A 19,167-nucleotide genomic window follows, 5' to 3' on the forward strand; every position below is an offset into this window, starting at 1 on the left:
AACGTTACGCCTGGGCATAACATGGCGGAAGACGCATGGATTGCACTTTATAACTGCATTCAGCGCCACCTATTCCAACCTAGGACTGCGCCATGTCCAAACCCGACCTCAATCTGCTGATTACCCTCGACGTCTTGCTGGCAGAAGGCAGCGTGGCCCGAGCCGCTCGGCGACTGCAACTCAGCCCCTCGGCCATGAGCCGGGCGCTGGCGCGGTTGCGCGAAACCACGGGTGATCCGCTGCTGGTGCGGGCTGGGCGTGGCCTGGTGCCCACACCCCGCGCCTTGGCGTTACGCGAGCAGGTCAGCCAACTGGTGCAGGATGCCCAAGCGGCGCTGCGGCCGTCCCAGGTGCCGGATCTGCGCCGGCTGAGCCGCACCTTCACGCTGCGCACACGGGAAGGGTTTGTTGAAAACTTCGCCATCGATTTGATTGCCCGTATCAGCGAACAGGCGCCCGGTGTACGCCTGCATTTCCTGGACAAGGCCGACAAGGACAGTACGGCGTTGCGAGAGGGCACCGTGGACCTGGAAACGGCCGTCGTGGACAAGGACACCAGCCCGGAGCTACGAACCCAGGCGTTATTCACTGATCGCCTCATTGGCGTGGTGCGCGCGGATCACCCGCTGAGCCAGGCCGAGGTGTGTGCCGCCGGTTATGCAGCGGGCGAGCACATCGGCGTTTCCTTGCGGGGCCTGGACCACAGCGCCCTCGATCAAGCCTTGCGGTCCTTGAACCTGACACGGCAGATCGCGATCACCGTCCCCGGCTTCTCCACTGCGCTGGGCCTTGCCCGGTCCAGTGACCTGATCGCCAGCGTGCCTGAGCGCTATACCACCCGCCTGCGTGCCGGCATGCACAGCTTTGCGCTGCCGTTTGCGGTGCCGACATTCACGATTTCCATGCTTTGGCACCCCCGAATGGATGCTGATCCTGTGCACCGCTGGTTTCGTGGTTGTCTGCGGGAAGTGTGTTCAGGCAAAACCATAGATATCTAGCCGCCATTAATTAGTAGCGTTTCGCTGGCACTTAGTTGCTAGAAGTGCGACGTGATTGGCAAATAGGTGGTTAACCTCATTTAATATTTAAATAGAGTTTTGTCCTACAATCTTTAATGTCGCCGGCGAAATACCTGTACTAACGGGGCGCCGTGTATCTTTTGCCGTTGTTGGAAGGCGTGAGTGTGAAAATGGGGCAAAAAAATTCGCTGGACGTTTGATTTCCAATTGTGTCAGTTTTCTTGCGTCCTCAATTGGGCGAGTGATAGGACGCTCTCGCCAGAGATTGTTCTATCTGACAAAAACTGTTCCATTGCAAACAAGGAAGTGTGTTTATGTCGAAAGTCAAAACCAGCGCTATTGATTCTGCCGAACAAATGCTCTGGGCGCCGCAGTCACTGGCGGCGGCCAGCAGTGCATTCAATCAGATCAATAGTTTCAGCCACCAATACGATCGGGGTGGCAACCTGACCGTCAACGGCAAACCGTCGTACTCGGTGGACGAAGCTGCCACCCAGTTGCTGCGCGACGGTGCGGCTTACCAGGACCGGGACGCCAGCGGCAAGATTGAGTTGACCTACACGTTCCTGACCTCTGCCTCCTCGAGCACCATGAACAAGCACGGCATCAGCGGTTTCAGCCAGTTCAGCGCGCAACAGAAAGGCCAAGCGGTCCTGGCCATGCAGTCCTGGGCGGACGTGGCCAATGTCACGTTCACTGAAAGGGCCAGCGGTGGCGACGGCCACATGACCTTCGGCAACTACAGCAGCGGCCAGGACGGCGCCGCGGCATTTGCCTATCTGCCGGGCACGGGCGCCGGTTATGACGGAACCTCCTGGTACCTGATCAACAGCCGCTACACCCAGAACAAGAATCCGGAACTGAACAATTATGGCCGCCAGACCCTGACCCATGAAATCGGTCACAGCCTGGGCCTGGCGCATCCTGGCGACTATAACGCCGGTGAAGGCAGCCCGACCTACGATGACGCCACCTACGGTCAGGACACCCGTGGCTACAGCCTCATGAGTTACTGGAGTGAAACCAACACCAGCCAGGACTTCAGCAAGGGCGGCGTCGAAGCCTATGCCTCGGGTCCGCTGATGGATGACATTGCGGCCATTCAGAAGCTCTACGGTGCCAACACCAGCACCCGGACCGGCGACTCGACCTACGGCTTCAACTCCAACACCGGTCGCGACTTCTACAGCGCATCCTCGTCTTCGGACAAAGTGGTGTTCTCGGTATGGGACGCCGGTGGCCGCGATACCCTGGATTTTTCAGGCTTCACGCAGAACCAGAAGATCAACCTCAATGGCGCCTCGTTTTCCGACGTTGGCGGCATGGTGGGTAACGTTTCCATCGCTCAAGGGGTGACCATCGAGAATGCCATTGGCGGCTCGGGCAGTGACTTGCTCATCGGCAACTCCGTGGCCAACGAACTCAAGGGCGGCGCCGGCAACGACATCCTCTGGGGCGCGGGCGGTGCCGACAAACTGTGGGGCGGTTCGGGCTCGGACACCTTCGTGTTCGCGGCCAGTTCTGACTCACGACCAGGTGCGGTCGATCAGATCCTCGATTTTGTCAGCGGCCTGGACAAGATCGACCTGACCGGCATCACCCAGGGCGCGGGCCTGCACTTCGTGAATGCGTTCACCGGTGCGGCGGGTGATGCGGTGCTGTCGACATCGGGTGGCAACAGCCTGCTGTCGGTGGACTTCTCCGGGCACGGCGTGGCTGACTTCCTGGTCAGTACCGTCGGCCAGGCGGCTGTCTCGGATATCGTGGCCTGATGTCCCCGATCCCGTGGGAGCGGCCAGCGCTCTTGCGGGATCCTTCAGGATTGAACAGATGTGCAGAAATCCCCAGCCCCAAGGCGTCCAGGCAAGTGCCTGGTTACTCGCTACGCTGATGATGTTTACCGGAGAAGCCGCCATGGCGCGCAGCCTGTTGTTAGCAGAACCTTCCCAGTTGGCCGGTCAGTGGCAGGCTGTTCTGTCGGGGCCGCAGGAGCCTGCGCAAACCCCGCCGTCCAGCATCTGCCTTGTCGAGCTCAGGGCAGATCAAACCCTGGTCGGGCAAACCGCCTGCCTGGGACAGTGGCTGGGCGATGAGCCCGTCCATTGGTTCACCGAGCCAGACGGTCTGTCACTGATTGGCAAACAGAACAGCCGGATTCACTTGCAACTGCGTCAAGAACAACACTATCAAGTCACCTTGAAATCAGGTCAGGTAGTGACACTCGAACGGAGCCCACCCCAAACCATTCCTTAACACGTTAGTACAGTTTGCGAATGCCCCAGGCGCGCCTGTTTAAACAGGCGCGCAGCGCACCGCGGCCCGATGTAAATCATTTAAAGATTGGCAAGTTGAATAACCTGGCAAAGCCAACAGCAAGGATATCTTCATGAACATGACAAGGCGCGCTGCGACGGTGCCGCTGTTTAGAGCGCTGGGCGACTATAAAAATATTCTGATCAGCGTCGGTTGTTTTACCGCACTGATTAATGTCCTGATGTTGGCGCCTTCGATTTATATGCTCCAAGTGTATGACCGGGGCCTGTCATCACAAAACGAAACCACGCTGTGGATGTTGTCGTTGATGGTGGTGGGCTTCTTCATATTTATCGGGCTGCTGGAAATGGTGCGCAGCTTCATTGTCATCCGCATCGGCAGCCAACTGGAAAGGCGCTTGAACCTTCAGGTGTACAAGGCCGCGTTCGAGCGCAACCTGCGCCAGGGCGAGGGCAACGCCGGGCAGTCGCTGGGTGACCTTACCCACATCCGCCAGTTCGTCACCGGACCTGCGCTGTTCGCATTCTTCGACGCCCCGTGGTTTCCCGTGTATTTGCTGGTGATCTACCTGTTCAACGTGTGGCTCGGCGTGTTCGCCAGCGTTGGCACCTTGCTACTCATTGGCTTGGCCTGTCTGAACGAAGCCATGACCAAAAAGCCGTTGGGGCAGGCCAGTGTCTACTCGCAACAGTCCAGCCAACTGGCGACCAGCCACTTGCACAACGCCGAGACCATCCAGGCCATGGGCATGCTCGGCGCGTTGCGCGGGCGCTGGTTTGCCGTGCATTCGCGCTTTCTCGGCCTGCAAAACCAGGCCAGTGATACCGGCGCGGTGCTCAGTTCCCTGAGCAAAACCCTGCGCCTGTGTCTGCAATCGCTGGTGCTGGGGTTGGGCGCGTTGCTGGTGATCAAGGGCGACATGACCGCCGGAATGATGATTGCCGGCTCGATCCTGATGGGTCGGGTGTTGAGCCCCATCGACCAGTTGATCGCCGTGTGGAAGCAGTGGAGCGGGGCCAAACTGGCTTATCGCCGTCTCGATGCGCTGTTGCAGGCTTACCCAGCCCAGGACGAAGCGATGACATTGCCGTCGCCCAAGGGCCAGGTGAGCTTCGAACAGGTCAGCGCCGGCCCGCCGGGGCAGCGCAACGCGACGCTGCATCAGCTCGGTTTCAGCCTGAGCGCCGGGGAAGTGCTCGGGGTGCTGGGGGCGTCGGGGTCCGGCAAATCCACCCTGGCCCGTGTGCTGGTGGGGGTGTGGCCTACGCTCGGAGGCACAGTGCGGCTCGACGGGGCCGACATCCATCGCTGGAATCGCGACCAGCTCGGTCCGCACATCGGTTATCTGCCCCAGGACATTGAGTTGTTCAGCGGCAGCATTGCCGAGAACATTGCCCGTTTCCGCCAGGCCGATCCGCAAAAGGTCGTCGCCGCCGCGCAACAGGCCGGCGTGCATGAACTGATCCTGCGCATGCCGCAAGGCTACGACACCGTGCTGGGAGAGGATGGCAGCGGTTTGTCCGGCGGCCAGAAACAGCGCGTCGCCCTGGCCCGGGCCATGTACGACCAACCGAGCCTGGTGGTGCTCGATGAACCCAATTCCAATCTCGACACGGTCGGTGAAGCGGCACTGGCCGGCGCCATCGCACAGATGAAAGCCCAGGGCACCACGGTCGTGCTGGTGACCCATCGCTCCTCGGCGCTGGCTCAGGCCGACAAGCTGCTGGTGCTCAATGAAGGCCACCTACAAGCGTTCGGTCCAAGTCAGGAGGTGCTGCGGGCATTGTCCGGCCAGCCGCCATCGCAACGCGACAAACCCCAGGCAGCCCCCAACGGACTGAGCATGAGTCGCCAGTATTCGGCTGCCAGCAAACCCAGCGGCGCATGAGCAAGGATCGCGACATGAATCTGCAACACTCTCAAGACCTCGAACATCCCGAGCGCGATGCCCGTTTCTTCACCCGCCTGGGGTGGACACTGGCGCTCATTGGCGCTGGCAGTTTTTTCACCTGGGCCAGCCTGGCGCCGCTGGACCAAGGTATTGCGGTGCAAGGCACCGTGGTGGTGTCCGGCAAGCGCAAGGCCGTGCAATCGATGAGCAGCGGGGTGATCAGCCGGATCCTGGTGCGTGAAGGCGAGGCAGTGAAACAGGGCCAGCCGCTGTTCCGCCTGGACCAGACTCAGACAGCCGCCGATGTGCAAGCACTGCAGGCCCAGTACCGCATGGCCTGGGCTAGCCTGGCACGTTGGCAAAGCGAGCGGGACAACCTCCCACAGGTCAGCTTTCCGGCCGAACTGAGCCACGACCCCGACCCGCGCCTGGCGCTGGTGCTCGAAGGCCAGCGGCAGTTGTTCAGCAGCCGCCGCGAAGCGGTGGCCCGGGAGCGGGCCGCGTTGCGCGCCAATATCGAAGGTGCCACGGCGCAACTGGCGGGCATGCGCCGGGCTCGCAATGACCTCAATGCCCAGGCCCAGTCCCTGCGCCAGCAGCTCAGCAACCTGCAGCCGTTGGCAGACAACGGCTACATCCCGCGCAATCGTCTGCTCGATTATCAACGGCAACTGTCGCAAGTGCAGCAGGAACTGGCGCAGAACACTGGCGAAAGCGGCCGGGTGGAGCAGGGCATCGTCGAGTCCCGCCTCACGCTTGAGCAACACAACGAGGAATACCAGAAGGAGGTGCGCAGTCAGTTGGCCGAAGCGCAGCTCAAGAGCGAAACCCTGCAACAGCAACTCAAGTCTGCCGCGTTCGAGCTGCAACACAGCGAGATCCTCGCCACCGCCGACGGCATTGCCGTGAACCTGGGCGTACACACCGAAGGCGCCGTGGTCCGTCAAGGCGATACCTTGCTGGAAATCGTGCCCCAAGGCACGCGACTGGAAGTGGAAGGGCGCCTGCCGGTCAACCTGATCGACAAGGTGGGCACCCATTTGCCAGTGGACATCCTCTTCACCGCCTTCAACCAGAACCGCACGCCGAGGGTGCCGGGGGAGGTCAGCCTGATTTCCGCCGACCAGATGATCGATGACAAGACCGCCGAACCGTATTACGTCCTGCGCAGCAGCGTCAGCGAAGTGGCGATGGAAAAACTCAACGGACTGGTGATCAAGCCCGGAATGCCGGCGCAAATGTTCGTGCGCACCGGCGAGCGCTCGCTCATGAACTACCTGTTCAAACCGCTGCTCGACCGAGCCGGCTCCGCGTTGACCGAAGAATGAGGATGTTCGGGGGTATGAAGGGACGTTACTGGGTCGCCGCGCTGGCGGCGGTTATCTGCAACAGTGCCTGGGCCATGGGCCCATTCGAGTTCTATGAACAAGCCCTGCGCAATGACCCGGCCTACCTGGGCGCGATCAAGGAGCGCGATGCCGGCCTGGAGAACCGTGCCATTGGCCGCGCCGGGCTGCTGCCGCACCTGGGCTACAGCTACAACAAGGGCCGCAACCAGTCCAAGGTCACCTACCTCAACGACCGCGGCGCCAGCCAGCATGACGACCGCAACTACAGCAGCTATGGCTCCAGCCTGACCCTGCAACAACCGCTGTTGGACTACGAGGCCTACGCCGCCTATCGCAAAGGCGTGGCCCAGGCGCTGTTTGCCGACGAAAACTTTCGTGGCAAGAGCCAGGAATTGCTGGTGCGGGTGTTGAGCGCCTACACCCAGGCGTTGTTCGCCCAGGATCAGATCGACATTGCCCAGGCCAGGAAAAAGGCTTTCGAACAGCAGTTTCATCAGAACGAGCATCTGTTTGCCCAAGGCGAAGGTACGCGCACCGACATCCTTGAAGCCGAGTCGCGCTATGAGTTGGCGATTGCCGAAGAGATCGAGGCCCGCAACGAGCAGGACGCATCCTTGCGCGAACTTGGCTCGTTGATTGGCGTCCCGACCCTGAACATCGGCGACCTGGCGCCCCTGAGCGAAACGTTCCAGACCTTCACCCTGCAACCGGCCAGTTTCCAGACATGGCACGAATTGGCCGTGAGCAACAACCCGACCCTGGCATCCCAGCGCCAGGCCGTGGACGTGGCGCGCTACGAAGTCGAACGCAACCGTGCCGGACACCTGCCCAAGGTCAGCGCCTACGCGACGATGCGCCAGAACGAGTCGGAAAGCGGCAACACCTACAACCAGCGCTACGACACCAACACCATTGGACTTGAGATCAGCGTGCCGCTGTACGCCGGTGGCGGGGTCTCGGCGTCGACCCGTCAGGCCAGTCGCAACATGGAGCGGGCCGAATATGAACTGGACGCCAAAACCCGGGAAACCCTGATCGAGCTGCGCCGACAGTTCAGCGCCTGCCTGTCGGGGGTGAACAAATTGCGGGCATACCGCAAAGCACTCAGCGCCGCCGAGGCGTTGGTGGTATCGACCCGGCAAAGCATCCTCGGCGGCGAACGGGTCAACCTCGATGCCCTGAACGCCGAAGAACAGCTCTACACCACCCGACGCGACCTGGCCCAGGCCCGTTATGACTACCTCATGGCCTGGACAAAGTTGCACTACTACGCCGGCACCTTGGGCGCGCAAGACCTGGCCCAGGTGGATGAGGCATTTGTGGCCCCGGCGCTGACGCAATGACGGGCAGTGCCCAAGAACTTCGCCTGTATCGACAACCTTTCCAACAACAAAAAAAGAGGTCATCACGATGGGTATCTACGACTATAAAAACCTCGGCACCACCGAGTCCAAGGCGCTGGTCAGCGATGCAATGGCGATCATGCTGTATTCCTACCACAATCTGGACCACGGCTTTGCCGCCGGCTACCAGCAGAACGGCTTCGGCGCGGGACTGCCCGCCACGCTGGTGACGGCGCTGCTGGGCAGCACCGATTCGCAAGGGGTGATCCCCGGCGTGCCGTGGAATCCCGACTCGGAGCAGCTCGCCCTGGAGGCGGTGCAGAAGGCCGGCTGGACCCCGATCAGTGCATCGCAACTGGGCTACACCGGCAAGGTGGATGAGCGTGGAACGTTTTTTGGTGAGAAGGCCGGCTACACCACCGCGCAGGTGGAAATTCTCGGCAAGTACGACGCCGATGGGCAGCTGACGCAAATCGGGGTGTCGTTTCGTGGCACCAGCGGCCCACGGGAGACGCTGATCAGCGACTCCATTGGTGACGTCATCAGCGATCTGATGGCGGCTTTCGGCCCCCAGGACTACGCGAAAAACTACGTCGGCCAGGCTTTTGGCAACTTGCTCGGGGACGTCGCGGCGTTCGCCCAGGCCCACGGCCTGACGGGCCAGGACGTGCTGGTCAGTGGCCACAGCCTCGGTGGGCTGGCGGTCAACAGCCTGGCGGACTTGAGCACCAGCCAATGGTCGGGGTTCTACAGCAGCGCCAATTACATCGCCTATGCCTCGCCAACCCAAAGCAGCACCGACAAAGTGCTGAACATCGGTTATGAAAACGACCCGGTGTTCCGGGCGCTGGACGGCTCCACGTTCACCCCTGCGTCGGTGGGCGTGCATGATGCTCCGCAGGAGTCAGCCACCAACAACATCGTCAGCTTCAACGACCACTATGCCTCGGCGGCCTGGAACGTGTTGCCGTTTTCCATCCTCAACATTCCCACCTGGATATCCCACCTGCCCACCGGTTACGGCGATGGCATGGGCCGGATCCTCGATTCGGCGTTCTACGACCTCACCGAGAAAGACTCCACTATCATCGTCGCCAACCTGTCGGATCCCGCACGCAGCAATACGTGGGTCCAGGACCTCAATCGCAACGCTGAAACCCACACCGGCAGCACGTTCATCATCGGCAGCGAGCGTGATGACCTGATCCAGGGCGGGCAGGGCAATGACTATCTGGAGGGGCGCGCCGGCAACGACACCTTTCGCGACGAGGGTGGGTACAACGTGATATTGGGCGGGCAGGGCAGCAACACCCTGCTGCTGCAGTCCTCGGTGAAAGATGCAAGCTTCGTCCAGGACGGCGCCGGGACCTTGTACGTGCGCGATGCCCAGGGTGCAATCAGCATGACCCGAGACATCGACACGCTCGTCAGCAAAGAGCCCGGTTTGTTCTGGGGCCTGCTCAAAGACGAGGTGAGCCACAGTGTCACGGCCAACGGCTTGGTGGCGGGGGGCAAGCTGACGGCGTATGCATCGTCGACCGCAGGCACCTCGGCAGACGACACCTTGACCGCGCGATCATCGGGGGACTGGCTGTTCGGCCATGACGGCAACGACGTGCTGTTGGGCGGTACGGGTAACGACACCTTTGTCGGCGGTTCGGGCAATGACTGGCTGCAATCGGGCGGCGGATCTGACACGTTCGTTTTCAATGGCGCGTTCGGCCATGACCAGATCAGCGGTTATGATGCCGGCGACACACTGGTGTTCCTTGGCGTGCAGGGCGCCGGGGAAGGTTTCGACTACCGCCAGCACCTGTCTCAGGTCGGCAGTGACACGCTGCTTGAGGTCGGTGACAGTTCCGTGACCCTGGTGGGGGTCAATCCGGGCCAGGTAGGAGGCGAATTTGTGTTCGCCTGATCCAAGGTTGTTTTGAGTACGTGGTGCCGAGGGGATGCGTGTGTCCCCTCGGCACAAGAGGGAGTGAAGCAGTGAGCAGTAAACAAGCCTCAATCATCGGCCTGATGTGGGGACTGGCCTCGGCTGGCGCCTTGGCCGAATTGCCGGATCAATCGATTCTGACCCGCTACGGCGTCACCTCGGAGCAATTGCCCGCCGCCCAGGCAGGCGCCCCTGTCGAGGCGACGTCGCCCCGACCGCGCTTCGACGTGCAGGCAGAAAAGCCCTGGGTATCGGTGAGTCTCGGGGAAGTGAACAAACCGGCCACGACCGGAAACATCAGCATCGATCACGCCATTGAACAGGAATACAACCGCTGCCTGCGATTGAGGGAGCAGATGATGCGGCGAAAAGGTGGGCTGATCAGTTGCCAAGAGGGTAGTCCGACACCCGGGATGGACATCGGATTCAGCCGATGACATGAGATCAGGCCCTCTCCGAGGGAGAGGGCCTCAATAAACTCAGTCTTCCTTGCGTACTGTCGCCACTTCATCGGCGCGAACCCGCACTTTCTTGCCGGAAATGTCTTCGAACTCGTAGAAGCCGTCGGCGGTACGGGTGTTAGGGGCATCCTTGGTCAAATACTGGGTACCGTTCTGCAGGGTCACCACCGTGGGTGACGAGCAGCCGGCCAGAGCCAGGAGCGCAGCGGCGACCAGGGGCAGACCCAGAATCCTGATGTTCATATCCGTAACCTCTCAATCAAAAAGACGCCGTTCAGTTGATTAGACCGCGCCATCACTGTAGTTAACCGCCATTGGTCTCGCTTGCCGTAGGAAAGTTCATCGCCGACTGCAGGATTTCCCTCCTGAATGCGGGCGACCGCTCATCTTTTGCAGTTGCCTGGGCCCGCCGCAGCTGATATCTGTACGCATAACCAGTATTCCAGCAGGCATGGCACCTCTTTCCGTGACAAATAACCCCCTCGACGACCCTTTCTACTACCTGAACAACTTTCAGCAGGTGCTCGCCTGGTTGGCAACGCGCTATGCCGATGTGCTCAGCCCTGAGGAGCAACGCTTCATCGACGAGTTCGCCAGCTTGCCCCGTGCATCCCAGGGATTGCTGGTGCGCATGGTGATGCGCAAGGGGCTGCATTTTCGCCAGAGCAAGCTGCATTACCCTGAGATCGGTGATACCGGCAGCGCCATCGAGCCGTTGCTGGCGCGGGGCTGGGTCGAGGATCAAGCGCCTCTTGGCCTTGGCGAGCTGTTCGAGGTGCTGCTCAAACAGGAAATCATCCTGTGCCTGGGTCACCTGATCGAACACCCCAAGGCGACAAAGGGCCAGTGGCTGGAGTCCTTGCAGGATCATTTCAATCAACCACAGCCTTTTCGCAGCTGGTGCCCGTTGCTGGAAGACCGACTCTTCAGCCTGACGATCATGAACCTCTGCGATCGGTTGCGGTTGCTGTTTTTCGGCAATCTCTATCAGGACTGGTCGGAGTTCGTGCTGGCGGACCTGGGCATCTTCACCTATGAAACCGTCGAGTTCAGTGCCCAATCCCGTGGCCTGCGCAGCCGCCAAGATGTGGATGCCTGCCTCTTCCTGCACGAATGTCAGCAGCGTTTCGAAGCCGGCGAGCCTCTTGAAGAGATCGTTGCCCAAGCCCATGCCCTGAGCCTGGACAATCCGTGGCTGGAGCGACGCCGAGGCAAGTTGCTGTTCCAGATCGGCCAGCACGCTGAGCGTATCGGCGATTTCACCCTGGCCTTGCGCATTTATCAGGATTGCAACTACCCCGGCGCACGGCTGCGGATGATTCGGGTGCTGGAGCGCATCGGCGAGTACGCCCAGGCCCTTGAATGGGGTGAAGCGGCCGCACAATCGCCGCAAAGCGCCGCCGAAACCCAGGCACTGCTCAGGATCCTGCCCCGGCTGCGCCGCAAGCTGGGCGGGCCGCCGGTGCCGCGGCCCCTGGCGCGCAAGGTCGAGCGGCTGGACCTGCACCTGCCTCGTGTCGATCCGGCCTTGTCGGTGGAGTATCACGTGCAGGCCCATCTGCACGATGAAACCGCGCCGGTGCACTACGTGGAGAACAGCCTGATCAATTCGCTATTTGGCCTGCTGTGCTGGCCGGTGATTTTTGCGCCGTTGCCGGGGGCGTTTTTCCACCCGTTCCAGCGCGGGCCGGTGGACCTGCTCAACGAAGACTTTCACCACCGACGTGCCGAGCTGTTCGCGGCCTGTTTCGCGCAGCTCGACGATGGCCGCTACCGGGACACCATCGTCCGTCGTTACACCGAAAAATGGGGCGTGCAGTCGCCTTTCGTGTTCTGGGGCGCGCTGTCCGAAGAGTTGCTCCATCAGGCCCTCGACTGCCTGCCTGCCGAACACCTCAAGCACTGGTTCAGCCGCCTGCTGCTGGATATCAAGGCCAACCGCGCCGGCATGCCGGACCTGATCCAGTTCTGGCCGCAGCACAAGACCTACCGCATGATCGAAGTCAAAGGCCCCGGCGACCGCCTGCAAGACAATCAACTGCGCTGGCTGGAGTTCTGTCACGAACACCAGATGCCCGTTGCCGTCTGCTATGTGCAGTGGGTGGAGCAGGGCGCATGACCCAGGAACCTGGCTACAGCATCGCCGTTCGGGCACTGTGCGAGTTCACCGCCAAGACCGGCGACCTGGACCTGCGCTTCACGCCGTCACCCACGGCCATGGAAGGGATCGTCGGCCATCGCACCGTGGCCTCGCGGCGTAGCGAGGGTTACCAGGCCGAAGTGAGCCTGGAGGGCCGCTACCAGACGCTGAAGATCAAAGGCCGGGCGGATGGCTACGACCCGGCCTGCAACCGCATCGAAGAAGTGAAGACCTACCGGGGCGACCTGGACAAGCAACCGGCCAATCATCGCCAGTTGCATTGGGCCCAGGCGAAAATCTACGGCTGGTTGATGTGCCAGAAGTTGCAACTGCCGCGGATCGACGTGGCGCTGGTCTACTTCGACATCGTCAGCGAAAAGGAAACTTGCCTCACGCAAAGCTTTGAAGCGGCGCAGCTTGAGGTTTTCTTTGAACAACAGTGCGCGCTGTTCCTCGCCTGGGCCGAACAGGAGATGGCTCACCGACAGGCGCGCAACCTCGGCGCTCAGACGCTGGCATTTCCTCACGCCGGCTTTAGGACCGGGCAACGCCACCTGGCTGAGTCGGTGTTCAAGGCCATCAGCACCGGCCGCTGCCTGATGGCCCAGGCGCCCACCGGCATTGGCAAAACCGTTGGCACCTTGTTTCCGATGCTCAAGGCACTGGCGCCACAGCGACTGGACAAGGTGTTCTTCCTCACGGCCAAGACCCCAGGGCGCAAACTGGCGCTGGATGCGGCCCGAGTGATTACCCAAAGCGCGCCCTCGATGCCGTTGCGGGTGCTGGAGATGATCGCTCGGGACAAAGCCTGCGAGCACCCGGACAAGGCCTGCCATGGCGAAGCCTGCCCGTTGGCCCGCGGGTTCTACGATCGGCTGCCGCACGCCCGTGCGGCGGCGAGCCAGATCACGCTGCTCGATCAGGCGGCGTTGCGCGATATTGCTCTGGCCCATGATATCTGCCCGTACTACCTGAGCCAGGAAATGGCCCGCTGGGCAGACGTGGTGGTCGCTGACTACAACTATTACTTTGACTTCAGCGCCTTGCTCTTTGGTCTGGCCCAGGCCAATGGCTGGACCGTCGCGACCCTGGTGGACGAAGCCCACAATCTGGTGGAGCGAGGGCGGCAGATGTACAGCGCGACCCTCGATCAGTCCGCTTTGGCGGCAGTGCGCAAAACCGCGCCCGAGACGTTGAAGAAGGCCTTGCAGCGGGTCAATCGCCAGTGGAACGCGTTGCATGAGCCCCAGGTTGCGGTCTATCAGGCGTATGAAAAACCACCGGAGAAACTGCTCCAGGCCCTGTCGCTGTGCACCACGGCTATCAGCGATTACCTCAATGACCATCCCCAGGGCCTGGACAGCGCTTTACAGGCGTTCTACTTCGATGCCTTGCAGTTTGCCCGGGTGGCGGAGTCCTTTGACGAGCACTTTTTGTTCGACATACACAAGCGTGAATACGGCCGCCAGCGAAGCGCATCGACCCTGTGCCTGCGCAATGTAGTGCCGGCCGCCTTCCTGCGACCCAGGCTGACGGCGGCCCGCAGCAGCGTGCTGTTTTCCGCCACCCTGAGTCCGCGGCATTATTATGCTGACCTGTTGGGCACCCCGACGGACACGGTCTGGATCGACGTGGAGTCGCCATTCCAGGCGCAACAGCTTGATGTACAGGTTGTCAGCCGGATCTCCACCCGCTTTGCCCACCGCCAGGCGTCCCTGGAACCTATCGTCGCGTTGATGGCCCGCCAGTTCAGCGAGCGCCCGGGCAATTACCTGGCCTTCTTCAGCAGTTTTGACTACTTGCAGCAAGTGGCCGGACTGTTTGCCGAGCGCCATCCGCAGATTGCCACCTGGTCGCAATCACGCGGCATGGGCGAAGCACCCCGGCAGGCGTTCCTTGAACGATTCATGGAACACAGCCAGGGGATTGGGTTTGCGGTGTTGGGCGGTGCATTCGGGGAGGGCATCGATTTACCGGGTTCGCGCCTGATCGGGGCGTTCATCGCGACCCTGGGGCTGGCGCAGTTCAACCCGGTCAACGAGCAGATGAAGCTGCGCATGGCGGCTATTTTCGGCGATGGCTACGACTACACTTACCTGTATCCCGGCCTGCAAAAAGTGGTGCAGGCTGCGGGGCGTGTCATTCGTACACAGCAGGATCGTGGGATGGTGATGTTGATCGACGATCGATTTGCTGAGGCGAGGGTGCAGCACTTGTTGCCGCGTTGGTGGTCAGTTAGTCAAGAGCAGCACAACTGCTGTGGGAGTGAGCTTGCTCCCACACAGGATCTGTGGTGAATCTCATATCGCGACCAAGCTGCTGATTCCCACGGATTTAATCACTATTTCCGATGCCGCACTTGCTCCATACTTCGCAAAAAATCCTTCTGGATGCCTTGGCCAAAAAAATGCTCGAAGACGCCCCCAAGACCGCACTCATCAATCAGGAACAGCGTTTTCGCCTGCTCATCGACGCCGTGGTCGACTACGCCATCTACATGACCGACCCCTCCGGCATCATCACCAGTTGGAACTCCGGTGCCAGGCGTTTCAAAGGCTATGAAGAATCCGAGATCCTAGGCCAGCACTTCTCACGCTTCTACACTGACCAGGATCGCGCCGACGGTCTTCCGCAACGGGCGCTGGACACGGCCCTGCGCGAGGGGCGTTTCGAAGGCGAGGGCTGGCGGGTGCGCAAGGACGGAACGTTGTTCTGGTCCCATGTCGTCATTGATCCGATCATCGATAGCCAGAGCGGCGACTTGCTTGGCTTTGCCAAGATCACCCGGGACCTGACCGATCGCAAGATGGCCGAGGAAACCCTCAAGCAAAGCGAACAGCAGTTTCGCCTGTTGGTGCAAAGCGTCACCGATTACGCCATCTACATGCTCGATCCAGACGGCCAGGTGACCAACTGGAACCTGGGCGCGCAACGGATCAAGGGCTATCTTCCGGCGGAAGCCATCGGCCGGCATTTTTCGATGTTCTATACCCCTGAGGACCGTGACGCCGGTGAGCCTCAACGGGCCTTGAGCATCGCCGCCAGTGAAGGGCGCTTTGAAAAAAGGGGCTGGCGGTTACGCAAGGATGGCACCCGGTTCATGGCTCATGTGGTCATTGACGCGATCCGCAACGACACGGGGACGCTACTGGGTTTTGCCAAGATCACCCGCGACATCACCGATGCCACCCGTGCGCAGCAAGCCTTGGAACAGGCTCGCGAGGCGCTGTTCCAGTCACAGAAACTGCAAGCCATCGGCCAGCTCACCGGAGGCATCGCCCATGACTTCAATAACCTGCTGACGGTGATCCTCGGCAACCTGGAAATTGTGCGCAAGCGCATGCCCAGCGATCCGAAACTCATCCAACTGCTGGATAACGCCACCCAGGGCGCGCTGCGCGGTGTCTCGCTGACGCAACGGATGCTCGCGTTCGCCCGCAGACAGAAACTGTCCTCCGAATCGGTCGAGCTGTCGGCACTGGTGCAGGGCATCAGTGGTTTGTTGCAAAGCTCCATCGGCCCTTCGATACACATTCAGACCGACTTTGCCCAGGCGCTTTCGCCGGTGTTGGCCGATGTCAACCAACTGGAACTGGCCATCCTGAACCTGGCGACCAACGCTCGGGATGCCATGCCGCAGGGGGGGCGGATCCTGATCTCGGCCCAGGAACGCTCCGACACCGAGGCCGGCAAGGACGCGCCGATGGCACCAGGGCGATACATTTGCCTGTCCATCACCGACGAGGGCGAGGGCATGGACGAGGCGACGCTGGCTTCGGCCGTGGACCCGTTTTTCACCACCAAAGGGGTAGGCAAGGGCACTGGCCTGGGCCTGTCCATGGTGCATGGCTTGGCCGAGCAATTGGGTGGCCGCCTGATACTCAAGAGCCGCAAAGGCGAGGGCACTACCGCTGAGCTGTGGTTGCCGATAGCCGACAACTCCGCGCCAGACAAAGTGCCGGCCCAGGCCACGACAACACCGTCGGTGAACGAGCTACGGGTGTTGGTCGTGGACGATGACAGCCTGGTACTGACCAGCACCCGGCTGCTGATCGAAGACCTGGGCCACCGCGTGCTTTGCGCCCCATCGGCGGCTCAGGCGCTACAGATGTATGAGCTCAATCCGGACATCGACCTGGTGATCACCGACATGGCCATGCCGCAGATGGATGGTGCGCAATTGGCGAAACTGTTGCGTGATCGTCATCCGACCTTGCCCATCATCCTGGCCACCGGCTACGCCGAACGCCTGGAAGGGTTCGCCACGCAACTGCCGCGCCTGACCAAGCCGTTCAAGCAGATTGACCTGGTGCAGGTCATTGGGCAGGCGATGAAGTAACTCCAGGCATGGCGCTGCCACAGGTTCATTCAGTATTTTTCCTGAACCCTCGCAAGTTCATCGCACACAGGCAGAACTGCAGCACGATCAACGCATAGGCGTCTGAATGCAGCCCCCAGATGACCCATAGAATATTGCTCGCGATAAAACAACTGAACCCGGCCACCCGCCGTCGGGGCTGACGTGAGCCGATCAGCCAGGCGGCCAGCACCGTCACCACCATCGCCGGCCATTGCACCCATCCAAGATAATCCACAGAGCCCTCCTCAAGCTTTCGGTGATCTAGAGACCGTGACGATCACTGAGCGTTTCGTTGAGCCCGGGTCGCACCTCTGGTCCGGTGGTCGGAACTTGCCTGTCCCTCATTTCTTCTAACAAGTCCCAAACCCACACCCGAGGCGCAGCCTGCGCAATGCCCAGAATACTCACCAGCCATACCCCGGATGAAGAACTGACGGAACACAATGCCAAGCTGTTCGGCTCGCCCAAGGAACGCCTGGATTTCTATCGTCGGGAGATCCAGTACGAAACCAGCATCCTGGCCAATCGAACCGATGCGTACCTGGCCGCCCAGTCCTTCCTGGTGATCGCCTTTGCCTCATGCATGGCCAACCTGAACCCGGAGTGGGGCAAGTTGTTCACATTGATCGTCCCGCCGTTCCTGGCTCTGCTGGGCTTCCTGAGCTCGCTCAACGCCTGGCCAGGAATTCGCGCGGCTTACGAGATCATCGACCATTGGCATTTCAAGCAAAGCGAGTTGCTGCGCGCAGAGCCGTTGATGGGACTGGCCTACGACGAATCCCCGCTGTTCAGCAAACAGGAATCGACTCACAAGGGCTATCGCAAGTCGTTGCTGTTTTCGGTGCGTACGCCATGGATCTTTGCCGCGTTCTGGGTCTTGCTGGGGGCATACTCGGTTTATATCCAGGTGAGTGATCCAGGGGGCTGAAGCCTTAGCTCGATTTTTTGTGGCGCTCATACCAGGCCAGTATGGGTTGGGTACTCAAGCCATGGACCAAAATGCTCAGGGCCACCACCGACAGCGTGATATTGATGCACAACTGGACCATCTCTGGCTGTAAATCATGGTTCACCGCATAGAACAGATAAAACAGACTGCCGATGCCACGTATGCCGAACCAGCCAATCAGCAACCGTTGTGGCGTGTCCAGCAGCCGTCCCCAAGGCATCACCAGCAAGCTCAACGGGCGAATCACGGCAAACAGCAGACCACCGATGACCAAGGCCCGCCAGTCCCAATGAGTGGCAAGCGCCACCCCCAACAGCGTCACCAGAAACACTTCCATGGAACGCTCCACCAGACTGCCGAAGGCGAGCATGTCGCTCATCATGACCCCCGCAGCCACCTGACCCTCTTCCAGAGTCTCGGCGTCACCCCGGACCGCATCGCGGGGGGTGGTCGCTTCGTGTCCCACCACCGGTTGCACCAGGTGTTCTGCCGGGAGTGAGTGTTCATCCGTCGATTGCACCTCGGCCTGGCGCAGGCCCAGGCCAGCGGCAAACACCGAAAGAAAGCCATAACCCTGGAGGGCTTCGGCCACGACGTAGGCCAGGGCAATCAGCGCCAGGGCCAGGTAATCGTTGGGCGAGAGGGTGCTGTCGGCGTTCTTGATGCGCATCGACAGGGTCAACCAGCCGATACCGCGGCCCATCCAGTAACCGGTGAGCAAACCGACCGGCACTGCCCACAGCACATCCTGCAGCATCCAGTCACCGAGAAAGCCAAGGTCGTCCTCGCGCAGCAACAACAAGCCCAGAATCACAAAGGGGAAGGCCGTGCCGTCGTTCAAGCCGGCTTCCCCCGACAGGCCAAACCGTACCTGGTCATCATCCCGGGCATCGTTGACCTGCACCAACGCCGCGAGCACCGGATCGGTTGGCGCGAGGATTGCGCCAATCAACAACGACACGCCCCAACCGAGACCAAACAGGTAATGCAGGGTCAAGGTCAGGCCCGCGATGGTCAGGATCATCACCGGGCCGGCCAGTGTGTAGGCCACGCGCCAACTTCGGTCCTTGAGGGGCAAACGTAACTTGAGGCCGCTGACGAACAGCGAAAACACTACCGCGACTTCAGTGAGGTGCTCCATCCAGGCTGAGGCGTCGGCAATGTCCAGCCTCAACAACTCCAAGCCCGCCGGCCCGATGGCAACGCCCAAACCCAGGCATATCGCCGAGGTGGTTACCGGCATCCAGCGCAGGTAGGAGGACGTCAGGGCCAAGGTCAGCAATACGGCGCCGAGCACCGCTACCCATACTGTGAAAATCATTGCTGCTCCTTGGATAGCTCGTAGGCATAGCTCGCAGGCACAGCCCCGAGTGAAACAGACACCGTCAAGCCAGTATCCGGCTCCTGTCGTTCATTCGAGGGTCTGAGCCAAGCGCCGGTTC

15 protein-coding genes are annotated in these 19,167 nt (G+C 60.9%); 12 read left to right on the top strand and 3 right to left on the bottom strand.

What is annotated here, in order from left to right; genetic code table 11:
• The first annotated feature begins 92 nt into the window (after window positions 1-92).
• The 8 genes from HQ912_RS14780 (at window position 93) to HQ912_RS14815 (ending at window position 10,252) form a co-directional block, all read left to right on the top strand.
• Window positions 93-998 (top strand): LysR family transcriptional regulator, encoded by a 906-nt coding sequence (locus tag HQ912_RS14780; RefSeq protein WP_173406951.1) that lies wholly within the window; start codon window positions 93-95, stop codon window positions 996-998.
• A gap of 335 nt (window positions 999-1,333) precedes the next feature.
• A complete protein-coding gene (locus HQ912_RS14785; RefSeq protein ID WP_076384645.1) occupies window positions 1,334-2,791 on the top strand; it encodes a serralysin family metalloprotease in 1,458 nt (485 codons plus the stop codon).
• Window positions 2,792-2,849: 58 nt separating this feature from the next.
• The gene (locus HQ912_RS14790; protein WP_080962867.1) at window positions 2,850-3,272 is read left to right on the top strand and encodes an AprI/Inh family metalloprotease inhibitor; all 423 of its coding nucleotides are present in this window, start codon (window positions 2,850-2,852) and stop codon (window positions 3,270-3,272) included.
• Between the two features lie 133 nt (window positions 3,273-3,405).
• Window positions 3,406-5,181, top strand: coding sequence for a type I secretion system permease/ATPase (locus HQ912_RS14795; protein WP_173406952.1), 1,776 nt, complete (start codon window positions 3,406-3,408; stop codon window positions 5,179-5,181).
• Window positions 5,178-6,512: an HlyD family type I secretion periplasmic adaptor subunit gene (locus HQ912_RS14800; RefSeq protein WP_047226445.1), complete on the top strand. Its 1,335-nt coding sequence runs from the start codon at window positions 5,178-5,180 to the stop codon at window positions 6,510-6,512. Before HQ912_RS14795 ends, HQ912_RS14800 begins: the two co-directional genes overlap by 4 nt.
• 14 nt (window positions 6,513-6,526) lie before the next feature.
• Window positions 6,527-7,876, top strand: a complete 1,350-nt coding sequence (locus HQ912_RS14805) for a TolC family outer membrane protein (RefSeq protein ID WP_047226629.1) — start codon at window positions 6,527-6,529, stop codon at window positions 7,874-7,876.
• A gap of 67 nt (window positions 7,877-7,943) precedes the next feature.
• A complete protein-coding gene (locus HQ912_RS14810) occupies window positions 7,944-9,794 on the top strand; it encodes a polyurethanase (RefSeq protein ID WP_173406953.1) in 1,851 nt (616 codons plus the stop codon).
• Between the two features lie 71 nt (window positions 9,795-9,865).
• Complete coding sequence (locus tag HQ912_RS14815; protein ID WP_313959874.1) at window positions 9,866-10,252, top strand: hypothetical protein; 387 nt, start codon at window positions 9,866-9,868, stop codon at window positions 10,250-10,252.
• Window positions 10,253-10,294: 42 nt separating this feature from the next.
• On the opposite strand, the gene HQ912_RS14820 is transcribed toward HQ912_RS14815, so the two are convergent.
• Entirely contained in the window at window positions 10,295-10,519 is a 225-nt protein-coding gene (locus HQ912_RS14820) for a YgdI/YgdR family lipoprotein (RefSeq protein WP_173406954.1), read from the bottom strand.
• A 208-nt stretch (window positions 10,520-10,727) separates the two neighbouring features.
• Between HQ912_RS14820 and HQ912_RS14825 the strand changes: the two genes are divergently transcribed.
• The 3 genes from HQ912_RS14825 (at window position 10,728) to HQ912_RS14835 (ending at window position 16,755) form a co-directional block, all read left to right on the top strand.
• Complete coding sequence (locus tag HQ912_RS14825; protein WP_173406955.1) at window positions 10,728-12,395, top strand: VRR-NUC domain-containing protein; 1,668 nt, start codon at window positions 10,728-10,730, stop codon at window positions 12,393-12,395.
• Entirely contained in the window at window positions 12,392-14,713 is a 2,322-nt protein-coding gene (locus HQ912_RS14830; RefSeq protein WP_076384657.1) for an ATP-dependent DNA helicase, read from the top strand. Before HQ912_RS14825 ends, HQ912_RS14830 begins: the two co-directional genes overlap by 4 nt.
• 110 nt (window positions 14,714-14,823) lie before the next feature.
• Window positions 14,824-16,755, top strand: coding sequence for a PAS domain-containing sensor histidine kinase (locus HQ912_RS14835; RefSeq protein ID WP_047226631.1), 1,932 nt, complete (start codon window positions 14,824-14,826; stop codon window positions 16,753-16,755).
• A gap of 25 nt (window positions 16,756-16,780) precedes the next feature.
• On the opposite strand, the gene HQ912_RS14840 is transcribed toward HQ912_RS14835, so the two are convergent.
• Window positions 16,781-17,011, bottom strand: a complete 231-nt coding sequence (locus HQ912_RS14840; RefSeq protein WP_047226450.1) for a hypothetical protein — start codon at window positions 17,009-17,011, stop codon at window positions 16,781-16,783.
• 156 nt (window positions 17,012-17,167) lie between these two features.
• Between HQ912_RS14840 and HQ912_RS14845 the strand changes: the two genes are divergently transcribed.
• Complete coding sequence (locus HQ912_RS14845; RefSeq protein WP_047226451.1) at window positions 17,168-17,704, top strand: hypothetical protein; 537 nt, start codon at window positions 17,168-17,170, stop codon at window positions 17,702-17,704.
• A 4-nt stretch (window positions 17,705-17,708) separates the two neighbouring features.
• On the opposite strand, the gene HQ912_RS14850 is transcribed toward HQ912_RS14845, so the two are convergent.
• On the bottom strand, window positions 17,709-19,046 hold the full coding sequence (locus HQ912_RS14850) for a cation:proton antiporter (protein WP_173406956.1): 1,338 nt from the start codon (window positions 19,044-19,046) through the stop codon (window positions 17,709-17,711).
• Window positions 19,047-19,167 lie beyond the last annotated feature (121 nt).

Origin of the sequence: Pseudomonas sp. MPDS (assembly GCF_013283895.1) — a bacterium.
GTDB lineage: Bacteria > Pseudomonadota > Gammaproteobacteria > Pseudomonadales > Pseudomonadaceae > Aquipseudomonas > Aquipseudomonas rhizophila.